The sequence below is a fragment of the Pedobacter sp. Bi27 genome (assembly GCF_918698255.1).
GTDB lineage: Bacteria > Bacteroidota > Bacteroidia > Sphingobacteriales > Sphingobacteriaceae > Pedobacter.
This window is the reverse complement of record NZ_CAKKMW010000002.1, coordinates 1,029,212-1,041,822: the sequence shown is the minus strand read 5'-3', so window position 1 is coordinate 1,041,822 and position 12,611 is coordinate 1,029,212. Positions and strand designations below refer to the sequence as shown.

Annotated in this window: 8 protein-coding genes; 3 read left to right on the top strand and 5 right to left on the bottom strand. The window is 39.7% G+C overall.

What is annotated here, in order from left to right; genetic code table 11:
- Positions 1 to 2: 2 nt before the first annotated feature.
- Positions 3 to 3,050 carry a SusC/RagA family TonB-linked outer membrane protein gene (locus LQ227_RS09875; RefSeq protein WP_230149199.1) on the bottom strand — a complete coding sequence of 1,016 codons (3,048 nt, stop codon included), beginning with the start codon at positions 3,048 to 3,050 and terminating at the stop codon, positions 3 to 5.
- Positions 3,051 to 3,231: 181 nt separating this feature from the next.
- Here LQ227_RS09875 and murF point away from each other — a divergent pair, with 181 nt between their 5' ends.
- Entirely contained in the window at positions 3,232 to 4,533 is a 1,302-nt protein-coding gene (gene murF, locus LQ227_RS09870) for a UDP-N-acetylmuramoyl-tripeptide--D-alanyl-D-alanine ligase (protein WP_230149198.1), read from the top strand.
- 227 nt (positions 4,534 to 4,760) lie between these two features.
- Here the strand turns inward: murF and LQ227_RS09865 are convergent, their stop codons facing one another.
- The 4 genes from LQ227_RS09865 to LQ227_RS09850 form a co-directional block, all read right to left on the bottom strand.
- Complete coding sequence (locus LQ227_RS09865; protein ID WP_230149196.1) at positions 4,761 to 7,619, bottom strand: TonB-dependent receptor; 2,859 nt, start codon at positions 7,617 to 7,619, stop codon at positions 4,761 to 4,763.
- Positions 7,620 to 7,774: 155 nt separating this feature from the next.
- Positions 7,775 to 8,266, bottom strand: a complete 492-nt coding sequence (locus LQ227_RS09860; RefSeq protein WP_230149195.1) for a gliding motility lipoprotein GldH — start codon at positions 8,264 to 8,266, stop codon at positions 7,775 to 7,777.
- The gene (gene ricT, locus LQ227_RS09855) at positions 8,235 to 9,755 is read right to left on the bottom strand and encodes a regulatory iron-sulfur-containing complex subunit RicT (RefSeq protein ID WP_230149192.1); all 1,521 of its coding nucleotides are present in this window, start codon (positions 9,753 to 9,755) and stop codon (positions 8,235 to 8,237) included. Before ricT ends, LQ227_RS09860 begins: the two co-directional genes overlap by 32 nt.
- Before the next feature lies 1 nt (position 9,756).
- Positions 9,757 to 10,905, bottom strand: coding sequence for an ATP-binding protein (locus tag LQ227_RS09850; RefSeq protein ID WP_230143091.1), 1,149 nt, complete (start codon positions 10,903 to 10,905; stop codon positions 9,757 to 9,759).
- Positions 10,906 to 11,496: 591 nt separating this feature from the next.
- Between LQ227_RS09850 and ruvX the strand changes: the two genes are divergently transcribed.
- Both ruvX and LQ227_RS09840 read left to right on the top strand, forming a co-directional pair.
- A complete protein-coding gene (ruvX, locus tag LQ227_RS09845; protein WP_025141594.1) occupies positions 11,497 to 11,913 on the top strand; it encodes a Holliday junction resolvase RuvX in 417 nt (138 codons plus the stop codon).
- Between the two features lie 7 nt (positions 11,914 to 11,920).
- Positions 11,921 to 12,556, top strand: a complete 636-nt coding sequence (locus LQ227_RS09840; RefSeq protein ID WP_230149190.1) for an O-methyltransferase — start codon at positions 11,921 to 11,923, stop codon at positions 12,554 to 12,556.
- Positions 12,557 to 12,611: the final 55 nt, after the last annotated feature.

The window sequence follows — 12,611 nt, the reverse complement described above, 5'->3', positions numbered from 1 at the left end:
GATTAAAAGGTTGCTTTTATTGCAAAATTATAACTCCTGTTTGTTGGGGTAACAAAATTGGTAAAACTTGCGCCATTACCTGTTCCATACAAACTCACCTCTGGATCTGAACCAGTATAATGGGGGGCATAGATCCATAAGTTTCTGCCAGTGGCAGCTATACTCAATCCTTTAAATGGAGTTCTCTTTAGAAGCGATGGATTAAAACTGTAAGATAAGGTTACCTGTCTTAATTTATAATAAGTGCCATCCTCTACACCTGTTTCATCTACCACGCTCTCATTATTTTGGTAGTATCCCTGATCCAGTTTTGCAACCGTTGTATTTACCTTCCCGTCACTTTCTCTGATTCCGTCGAAAACTGTTGTTGCCGTTCTATCTTCAGTCTTTTTGGTTGTCCCGTAAAAATCTAAATAATGGCCATCTAGATTATAAACATCGCCGCCATACCTCATGTCGAATACGGCTGATAAACTAAAACCTTTATAAGTGAAACTTGTAGTTAAACCGGCATTCCATTTTGGTGTTGTGTTTCCGATTACGCCAAGTTGATCATCAATAATCGGATAGCCCTCATCATCGATTAATAACTTACCATCGTTATTTCTTTTATACCTGGAACCATATATTACACCATAAGGTTGGTTTTTGTAGGCAAAAATACCTGGGTTTGTAAAGCCGGCAAATTGGATATTATCCAAATCTTTACCCAGTTCTGTAACTTCATTTTTAATTTTTGAGAAGTTAAGTCCAATATTCCAGGTAATATCCTTTGTTTTAATCGGTGTGCCGTTAAGTATTAACTCTATCCCCCTATTGTACATGCTGGCGGCATTAATTGTTGCAGCATTAAAACCTGATGACGGCGTAATTGGAGTAGTGGTAATCAAATCAACGCTTTTTTTGTCGAAGTAAGTCGCTTCTATACTTAGTCTACTTCTGAACATCTTTAGCTCAAGCCCTGTTTCAAACTCTTTTAATCCTTCATTTTTAAGATTAGGATCACCATAGGTATTGGTCATTAAAAACCCATTGTTTTTATCGTAAGGGAATTCGATGTTCGAAATTACAGGATGAAGATAAGGTGTAGTTAGTGCATATGGGCCTACGTTATCGTTTCCTACATAAGAGTACGACAGTCTGATCTTACCAAAATTTAATATGTCATTATCTTCTAAATGAAGTGGCTCGGTAAAAATAAAAGCTGCCGATGCTGAACCATATGGATAATAATTTTTATCCTGACTCAAAACCGAAGTTCCGTCATAACGCCCGGTTAATGAAAAGGATAGCATTCTTTTATATTCGGTTGTTAATTGTGCATAATACCCAACTTTTCTTCTGGTGTAATTATTTATGGAAGATATTTGAGTAGAGGCATTGTTAATATTGTAAAAATCAGCCGCCGATAAACCTACTCCTTTATCAAACACAATCCTTTGCGAGTTGCTTAGAATGTTGTTACCTACTAATATGCTACCAAACCAATCTTCATTAAAGTTCTTCTTGGCCTCAACAATAATGTCATTATTAAATTGCTTATAATTTATTTCACGGTTATACATCTTACCATCTTCAGATTCTCCACCTACTATTCCTTGTGCCTCATGGTAGTTACTGTTATCATTGTAAATGTCAGCACCACCACGTTCAGTTATGGTTAACCATGGTAAAGGATTGTAACTCACAGTAAGTACAGGTAAAAAACGGTTAACTGCAGATACAAACTTAGTATTATCTACCAACCAATATGGATTGTTTCTGGCCGCTCTATATACACGTTGCGAGCCATCAGGGTTTGTGGTTGGGAATGGATCCCAGGAGATAGGGGCAGCATAAACAGTCCAATAAGGGCTAGCCAATCCATTTCCTTCTGCTAAACGGTTATTTACAGAATTAACATAATTAAACTGTCCGGTAACAGTGATATCTTTTGTGATTTTATTAGAAAATTTCGTGAATAACGAGTGTCTTCCAAAATCTGTTGATGGCACTGTTCCGTTCGTTTTTAGATAGGAATAAGAAACCAGATAAGTTGAGTTATCTGTTGAACCATTTACTGCTAAAGTATTATCAGTTGTAAAGCCTGTTTTAAAGAACTCCTTTCTAGGGTCGTGCTTTTGCACCGGCTGTCCATTTACCGTTAAACCATCAATAAGTGGCCCCCATGAAGATGAACTGAGTTGGCCATTATTCCCATCAACATAAACGCCATTGCTGCCTTGAGCATACTTATCTTGAAACTCAGGAAAAATAGGGTTATCAAATGTTATTCCTGAGCTTAAGGTCACAGAAGGTTTTCCTTTTCCTGTTTTGGTGGTAATAATGACTACGCCTCTAGCGGCAGCAGCACCATACAAGGCACTCGCGGCAGCTCCTTTTAAGATGGTTACACTTTCAATAATATTTGGATCAATATCTATGGCACGGTTCGATGTTCCGCCGGCACTTAATGCTCCATCAGGATTACCTGCTTCGGAGTTATCAATTGGCACTCCGTCTAAAATAAAAAGCGCGCCGTTTTCTCCTGTTAATGAAGTATTTCCTCGAATTACAATTTTTGAGGAGCCTCCCGCAGCACCACTTGAATTGGTAATCTGCACACCAGCAACCTTACCTGCCAGGGCATTAACCAGGTTATTTTCTTTTGCATCTACCAACGCGCTTCCGCTAACCTCTTGTGTAGAGTAGGTAAGCGTACGTTTCTCCCTTTTTATACCTAAGGCTGTTACTACTACCTCTCCTAAGATTTTCGAATCTGGAAGTAGCACCACGTTGATTACATTAGAAGAACCTATGTTTACTGTTTGCATCAAGAATCCCAAGGAAGAGAATTGTAAACTTTTTGCACCCGACGAAATTTTTAGAGAGAATTTCCCATCTGCTCCGGATGACACACCTATATTGGTACCGATTACCTTAATACTTACCCCGGGAATTGGCGTTCCATCTTCTTTAGCGGTAACCGTACCCGTAATGGTTCTTTCTTGTGCCATTGCGATGGATGCAAATAGCAACAGAACGAACAAACTTTGTAATAGTTTCTTCATGATTTAAATTAGTTTAGTTAATAATGATCGAAAAGCAATGCTCAAAAACTGCCGCAATTCGTTTATTCAGCAATGAATGTAGAGTCTTTCTGAAGGAAATTGATGAAGAAATAGTGAAGATTGGAAAAAGAGTGTTTTATTTGGGCTTGATTCGTAATTTTACCTTCGCAATCTATTTAAAATGACAAATACAGAAACCCTTTATCAGCATTACTTACAGCATAATATTATTTCTACCGATACCAGAAACATTAGCCCGGGTTGTATCTTTTTTGCGCTTAAGGGAGATCTTTTTAATGCCAACGAATTTGCTGCTCAAGCTATTGAAAAAGGCGCAGCTTATGCAGTTGTAGATGAAGAAAAGTATGCCAAAAACAGTCAATGCCTATTGGTTGACGATGTATTAAGCACTCTGCAGGATCTGGCACGTTATCACCGCAAACAATTAAATATCCCGGTAATTGGTTTAACGGGCAGTAATGGCAAAACAACCAGCAAAGAATTGGTAAATGCTGTTTTAGCAGAACGATACAAAACCTTTGCCACATTCGGCAATTTAAACAATCACATTGGTGTTCCGTTATCTATCTTGTCCATCACCGGTGAGGTGCAGATCGCGGTAATCGAAATGGGAGCAAACCATCAGAAGGAAATAGAGCTGCTTTGTACCATTGCTCAGCCCACACATGGCATTATTACCAATGTTGGCATGGCACATTTAGATGGATTCGGCGGATTTGAAGGGGTAAAAAAGGGCAAAGCAGAACTTTATGCCTATTTAAAAGAAACCCATGGTTATACTTTTATCAATAGAGACAATCCATACTTGCTTGAAATGAGCACTGCCGCAGGTTTAAACAAACTGATTTATTATGGAACAGAAAATGGCAATACCATTAAAGGTAAATTAAAAAGCAGCGACCCTTTTATTGAGGTAGATTGGACCAACCATGAGGTTTCTTCTTCTGTTAAAACCAATTTAACAGGTAGTTATAATTTCGAAAACATTCTTGCTGCAATCTGTATTGGCGATTTCTTTGATATGACTCCGGATGAAATCAATTCCGGTTTATCTAATTATCAGCCAAAAAATAACCGTTCTCAGTTAACCAAAACAGAAAAGAATACGGTAATCTGCGATTTTTATAATGCAAACCCAAGCAGCATGACCGCTGCACTGAAAAATATTGCAGTATTATCGGCCGATAAAAAGACTGCTATTTTGGGTGGTATGTTTGAGCTTGGACCAGAATCTCATGAACAGCATGAACTCATTGCAAAACAGGCAAATGAAAGTGGGTTAGATCAGCTAATTTTTATTGGGAAGGATTTCTATTCATTTAAAGACAATTTTAAGGGCATATTTTTCGAAAGTCCGGCCGAAGCAGCAGCATATTTACAGGAAAACCCGGTTCAGGATCATTTGGTATTGTTAAAAGGATCAAGAGGAATGAAACTGGAGAGTTTGTTACAGTATCTGTAGTTTCAAATCCACGAAGAGCAATATCGGTAACTTAAACATTCTGCTGTCAGTCTGAGCTTGTCGAAGACCTCTTAATAGTCAAAATAAAGAAAACATTTGTCCTTCGACAGGCTTCAGGATGACAACGTTTTATTATTTCTCCCTAAGGGAATGGCATTACCTTAGGGGCGTAAAACCAAAAAAGCGCCCCGATTTAAAATCCGGACGCTTTTCTTTCTTAAATTTCTTTAAAATGTACAAGCAATTTTGCCATACACATACCTACCACTAAAACCAAACTGGCTAACAGCTCTTGAGTACAAAAACCTACCATTCGAGGTATTGTCTAATCCCCCTGAATAATTGCCCGCAGCGTTTCCGCTCAAATTATTTTCATTATTACGCGGATCGATATATAATTTATCAGGGTAAACATCAAAAATATTATTGGCCCCAACAGTAACCGACCAGGTTTTATTTGCTGTATAACTTACCGAGAAATCAGTTATCCATTTTGGCGCAAAAGTCTGATCCAATTGTGTAGGCAAACCATTGGCAGCAACATTGGGATCGATAGCATTTAAATAGGTAACCTCGCCAAAACGAACTGTTCTGGCAACAAACGATAGTTTATTTACATTATAAGTTGCGGTAATATTTAGTTTGTTTTTAGGCACTGAACTTTCGAAACGGGAGCGCTCCAAACGATCGAAAAGTTTAGCCTTTAATGTAGGATCACTTTCAATTTTATCAGAACCCTGGATACTTCTCACCACGGTTTTGTTTACATTTCCGGCAACACTTAAAATTAAGCTGCTTTTTGCACCCAAATTGAACTTATTGGTTAAAACCACATCGATACCTGCGGTATTGGTGGTAATGGCGTTGGTAAAAAACTGTACACTGTTAATTTGTGCCGCTGGATCTACCGTATTTAAAATCTGATTCACCACGCCGGTTGGAACTAAAACACCACCAGAACGTTCGCGGGCATACTGGCTGGAGAAAACAATACGGTCGCTGATATCAATGTTATAAGCATCGATGGTAAAAGTGAAGGTTTTCGCGATTTTGCCTGCTAAACCTAAACTTCCCGATTTAGAAATTTCAGGTTTTAATGCGCCTACACCAAATTGGGCCACAATAGGATTTGCATTATTTACAGTTAAAACTTGCGTTGCATTGGTGCCTACAAACTGTGTACTTTCATTATTAAAATATTGTTGGTGTAAAGATGGTGCCCTAAATCCTGTGGAATAAGCTCCACGCAGCGAAACATCACTAAAAAGCTTAACCTTACCCGTAAATTTATACGAGAAGTTAGAACCGAAATCACTATAATTTTCGTAGCGGCCCGCAGCCCCTAAAGTTACCCGGGGACCAAATTCAGCTTCAAGATCGGCATAAGCACCAACATTGTGCCTCGATTTATCTAATGCGTTGCTCGGTTTAAAGCCTGGGAATACCTGCGCGCCTGATGCCGTAGGGGATGTTCCGATCAATCTTCCACCATTTGAATAGGACAAAAGCTCACCTTCTTTGATCTGGTAATTATCTATCCTGAATTCAGCACCAAATGCAGTATTTAATGAAGTTAAAAATCCACCGTCAAAAGTGTGCTTTTTGCTTAAATCAAGATTACTGGTGTTTTGTCTGAACAGCAATTCTCCTGCATAAAACGAAGTAGGACTAGTGCCTGTTGGTAATGAGGCATTTACCGTGTTGTCAATATTAAACTCGATGGTATTTTCTCCACTTGTATTACTTAGGTCATAATCCCAAGCGCCTATCTTACCCCTCAACCCGGCTGAGAATGAATAATCATTAATCTTGGTATCGATGAAAGGTAAAAATCCATTAGGATAGATGGATAAATCAATCTGTGTTGTTTGTGTCGGTAGGCGATAAAACCCCGCGGCACTTCCGGTTTTATGGGTAAAGCCAGCTGCATAGTACAATTGAGTGGTTTTACCAAAATTAAACTGTCCGTTTAAAAAACCACCTCCATTTTTCGAATCGGAGTTACCTACGCGCATGTTGTTTCTATCCAAGCCGTTTGCTCTTGCCCTTGCATCATCAGCGGCCTTTAAGCTTGCAAAACGGGCTTGAAAATCAGCTTCCGTTTCTGTTGAACCTTTAGTTGGGCTCGCAGAATATAATAATGGCCGGGTGTCTAAGCCGCCCCTGTTGGTATAGCCTCTTTGGAGGTATTGTGCCGCAAAATTGATGAAACCTTTATCATTTTTAAATGGCCATCCTTTGCTAAAATCAACCTGAAAGGTTCTGCCATCGCTAAAGTCGCGCCCTAAAGCACTTGATGAAGACTGACCGAAAGAGGTAGAAAAACTATACGGTGTTACCTTTTTTAACACAATGTTGATTACCCCTGCAATGGCATCCGAACCGTACTGCGCCGCAGCACCATCACGTAGCACTTCAATACGCTCAATTGCCGAAACCGGGATGGAGTTTAAATCGGTTCCGACAGAACCCCGCCCGAAAGTACCATTAATGTTTACCAGTGCTGTAGTATGCCTACGTTTTCCGTTTACCAGCACCAAAACCTGATCTGGGCCCAAACCGCGTAAAGATGCAGGATCAATGTGATCGGTTCCATCAGCAACGGTTTGCCGGTTAGAGCTAAAAGATGGCGCTACAAAGTTTAAGATCTGCGTTAAATCTGTTTGCGCAAATACTTTAACGTCTTTTGTAGAAATCAGATCAACAGGAACCACACTTTCGATGTTCGTTCTTGGCGTTGACCTTGATCCAACCACAACTACATCACTTAACAGTTCTTTTGCATCGTGCAATGCAAAATCCATCGTTTTTACGGCATTATCGATCTGAACTGCTACTTCGGCCGTTTGGTAGCCGGTAAAAGAAATCCTCACTTTATAAGCCCCGGGTGAAGGAAATTTTAAGGCATAAAGTCCATTTCCATCAGATGATGTTCCAATTTTTGAGCCAACTACCTGAACTGTAGCACCTGGAATAGCTAAGCCTGCAGAGTCTGTTACCTTACCCTTTAAGCCTTGGGCAAATAATTGAGTAGAAATTAGAAAGAGGAGAAGGGGTAGGATGTTTTTGAGTAAAATTCGTATCATAGTTCATAGGTTTATAAACAATAATAACAATTTTATTACAAAGATTTAGTGCGAGATCTAATTTTTCCAAATAAAATTTCGAAAAACCCTGTCAAAGACAAATAAATAAGGACAATAGGTTAAATAATTAATAAGATGCTAAGTGAAAACAAAACTTATCTTGCCTCTTCAATCAATAAACCAACATCACTTACCTCTAAAAGTGGATTATCGCGCATATTCTGCTCGATTTCGATCTCAAACTTACCATTTCGGGGAAAATGATGGTTGGTTAACATCGGCAGGCTATAACTAAATACATTCCCGGAACCACTGCCCAACCATTCGCCATCATTTTTGGCGAGTTTGTATTGATAACGCCGGGTTATCATCTTTTTGCCATCTTTAAAATGGGCAAGGATAAAAATATTGGCATATTTATAATCGGCAGTATGTCTAAGCTTAAAATAAATGTTGTAGGCCTTAGTATTATCCTTAACCTCAAAGGGTGTCGAAATATGGTTACGGTAGGTCCACCTGCGGTTGGCAATTTCTACATTACTATCAATTACGCTGGGTGTACAGCTAACAAATAGCGAAGTAATGAATAAAAAGCCAAGCAAAATTATTTGCTTTTTATTCAGCAGCAGGTTTATTTTCTGAGCCATTATTATTGTTTCGGCGGTTATTGTTTTTCCTACGGTTATTTCTGTTTTTATTTTTGCTCTGTTCTGGCTTAACACCCTCGGCCGCTACATTTCCTTCAGCTTTTACTACAGGCTTTTGTGCTTGTGGCTGCTGTTGTTTTGGCTTATTGTTTTGAGGTTTTGGCCCATTAACATGCTGTGGTTTAGGTACTGCCTGTTGTGGCTTTGGTCCATTAGGCTGTTGTTTGCTGCCTTGTTGAGTTTTCTGCGCACCCTGTTGAGGTTGCTGAGTTCTATTATTAGGGCCTGCATTTTTCTCTCCGACAGGAATTCTTTCTCTTTTATTTTGGTTGTTATTGCGGCTGTTTTTCTGATTATTGTTTTTGTTCTGGTTGTTTTTACCCCTCGAGCGTTCATCTAAACGGGTTAAACTATCCTGACCAACTACATTTTCATAATCGAAAGGTTTTTCTACTACAACTGGCGCAGCAATCTGAACGGCCTCTTCTTTTAAGTTAGGCGCTTTTTTGCCCGCCTTGTTCATTGCCATGATCTCTTTTACACGCGCAGCTTTAACAGGAATCCAGTTTTCATCACCCTGGTAACTGAACCACATGATTTTTTTGAAAATGTCTGTTTTTTGATGACGGGCATAACCAGCCTCAGTATCAAGGTTTTCAATTCTATCGGGAATATCTTTTAAAGCATCCAGATAGGTATCCAGCTCATAGTTTAAGCAGCATTTTAATTTACCGCATTGCCCTGCAAGCTTTAAAGTATTTAGTGATAAGTTTTGATAACGCGCTGCAGCCGTAGATACGGTTTTGAAGTTGGTTAACCAGGTGGAGCAGCACAGTTCTCTACCGCAGGAGCCAATTCCACCTAGCCGGCCAGCTTCCTGACGCATCCCGATCTGGCGCATTTCAATCCTGATACGGAAACTCTCCGCCATTTTTTTAATGAGCTCACGAAAATCCACACGTCCATCTGCTGTATAAAAGAAAGTGGCTTTGGTTTTGTCGGCCTGATAATCTACATCACTGATTTTCATCTGTAAACGAAGATCTAAGGCTAGTTTACGGGCTTTGTGCATCGTTTCCCACTCCATCCCTTTAGCGGCATTCCATTTTTCTACATCAGCTTCTGTAGCCTTACGGTAGATTTTTTTGGTTACCTGATCAAGCGACGTTTTACGGCGTTTCATCTGGATCCTTACCAGTTCGCCCGTAAGCGAAACGTGCCCCACGTCAAAACCACCAGTTGGCCCTTCAACGGCAACCAGTTCCCCAATTTCGAGGTAAATGTTATCGTTATTAAGGAAAAACTCTTTGCGTGAGCCTTTAAATTTGATTTCTGTAACCTGAAAAGGTTTATAATTAGAAGGCATATCCAAATTAGATAGCCAATCGTGAACTTCCATTGTTTGGCAACCACCGGTGCCACATGAGCCATTACTTTTGCATCCATTAGGGGTGCAACCACCACCTGTTGAACAACTTCCACATCCCATATTAATTGTATATATATTGAGTCCCCGCAGGGAGCGTTTTAAACTTGATAATTTTTACCAATTGTAAAGATACATCTAAAAACAGAATTTTCGGGTTTGCGTTTCTTTCAATGTGGTAATGTGCCTTTTCCAGTTCGCCGATTATAGCCTCTGCCATAGGCAAGGTAAGTACGTGTGTACTGAGTTTTTTAGCCGTTTCGAAGGTTAGGGGAGGTAATTTCACCAATTCTTCAGCACCACTTAAAATTAAACAGCACTCGCGTAAATAATTTACGCCATATTTTAAAAAATTCTTCTGGTTTTCTCTTCCCCACTTGGCGGCCTCGTCAGTAAACTCGATCAGATCGGGCACTTTGTTGCCAAAACCCATTCTCAACCAGGCCGTAAATGTACCAGAACTATCACTTTGCGTATCGGCAGCCAGTGCTTTTGCTTCAATTAAATTTCCATCGGCCAAAAATGAGTAATCCATGGCCTGGCGCTCGCTTAATCCCCTCGAATTCAATAAATACCCGGTTACTTCTTCCGACGAAAGTTTTGGGATTTTCACAATTTGCGTTCTGGATAAAATGGTGGTTAAAATCTGATCCTGGCTTTGTGCAATTAAAATAAATAAAGTATTTGCGGGTGGCTCTTCAATTAATTTAAGTAGCGCATTTCCGGCTTTATCCAAATATTCGGGCAGCCACATAATTAAAACCTTGGTTTCGGCTTCGAAGGCTTTATAGCTTAGTTTTTTAATAATATCGTGGCATTCGGCAATATTAATATTAGCCTGTTTATTAGCTGCATCGAGTTTAGAACGCCAGATATCCATATCAAAATAAGGGTCATGCATTAACATGCCCCGCCATTCTTCCAACACATCTACAGCTGTTTTTACACTCGCAGAAGCAAAAAAAGGATAAGAGAAATGGAGATCGGGATGAATTAAACGTTCGTATTTTCTACAGCTCGAGCATTCGCCACAACTATCATTTTCGCCTTTGTTAAGGCAATTAATGTATTGTGCGTAGGCAATAGCCAGCGGTACAGCGCCAGAACCAGCAGGCGACAAAAACAGTTGCGCATGGCTAATGCGGTTTTCCTTAACCGTTTGCACCAATTGTTGCTTCACTCTTTCCTGTCCGATGATTTCTTTAAACTGCATTTGGTGCAAAATAAGAAATAGATATGAGATTCACAGCCTCGTCATTCTGAACTTGTTTCAGAATCTGTGTTTTTTAGATTAAAAAGACATTTTATTTTTTAGAAAAGCAGGTTTCGGTAGTGCTTTTGTTCAGTTCAGCCCCTCTTTCCGCTATATCCCAAATTGAACTAATTTGGGGATGCCGCTGCAATAGGGTTTAGATGGGTGCTGAAGAAGCCTTTTTGCTAAAAAACCCATTTCCTAAAACCTTATCATTGATTTTTATTTTTAAACGATATTTATATCCTGTTATAATACGCCCTCCAACTTCACCCAAACCGTACAAGCCTGAATCAAAAAACCTGATGGGAGCGGCAGCCCGAAGCATGAGGGCTAAAGCATACAGCAGGACCCAACATTCCCAAGTACTACAGGTTTTGATTTCCAAAAAATGGAACAAATCATTTTTTTAGCCACAAACACCAATAACATACAGTTACCAAAGCATTACCGCTTAGGTTTACCTATTATTCCAAAAACCTTACCTTTGACTTTTATTTTTTAAACGGGGCTAAACGCTTTACGCCGAACACCCAACGCTTAACTATTTTTATGGCACGGATCCTCGCATTTGATTACGGAACAAAACGCATCGGTATCGCGGTAACCGATCCCTTGCAGATTATCGCGACAGGACTGGATACAGTGCACCCGAAAGATGTGATCGAATATGTTAAAAAATATATGCTCACCGAGCAGGTGGAGGCTTTTGTATTGGGCGATCCTAAACAGATGGACGGTTCTCCCTCTGATTCGGCACAACATGTAAAGGGTTTTGCTACACTGCTAAAAAAATCATTCCCCGATATCCCAAGACATTGGGTTGATGAGCGCTTTACCTCTAAACTTGCCCATCAGGCCATTATGCAAAGTGGACTAAAAAAAATGGACAGAAGAGATAAAGATCGCGTTGATACCATTGCCGCAACCATCATTTTACAATATTTTATGGAAAGTAACCGTTTATAACCAACAAATGAGCCTAATAAACGACGATTTACAGGATTTACTAATTGCCTATTGCGAACCTGAGAGCGAATTGCTTCAACAGATAGACCGCGAAACCAATCTTAAAGTTTTAATGCCCCGCATGTTATCTGGCCACTATCAGGGCCGGGTTTTAAGCATGCTGAGCAAAATGATTTCCCCAAAAAGAATTTTAGAAATCGGCACTTTTACCGGTTATGCTACTTTATGCCTTGCTGAAGGTTTAACCAAAGATGGCAGGTTGTATACGCTGGATATTAATGAGGAATTGGAAGATATGGTGCGCCGCAACTTTGCGCAATCTGCATTTAATGATCAGATCAACTATATCTTGGGCGATGCCACCACCACAATAGCTGGTTTAGACGAAGTTTTCGACATTGTTTTTATCGATGCCGACAAGAAAAATAATGGCCCCTATTACGATATGATTTTTGATCGCGTTCGTCCGGGCGGGGTTATCATTGTGGATAATGTATTATGGAGTGGAAAAGTACTGCAGGAGAAACAGGATAAAGACACCAGAAATATTACTAGTTTTAATGATAAAATAGCTGCAGATGAACGGGTTGAGAAACTGATATTACCTGTTCGCGATGGTTTGTTTGTGATTAGGAAGAACTGATAATGGCATATAGTTAATGGCTCATGGCTTATAAGCCAAGGCTATCAACCATTTA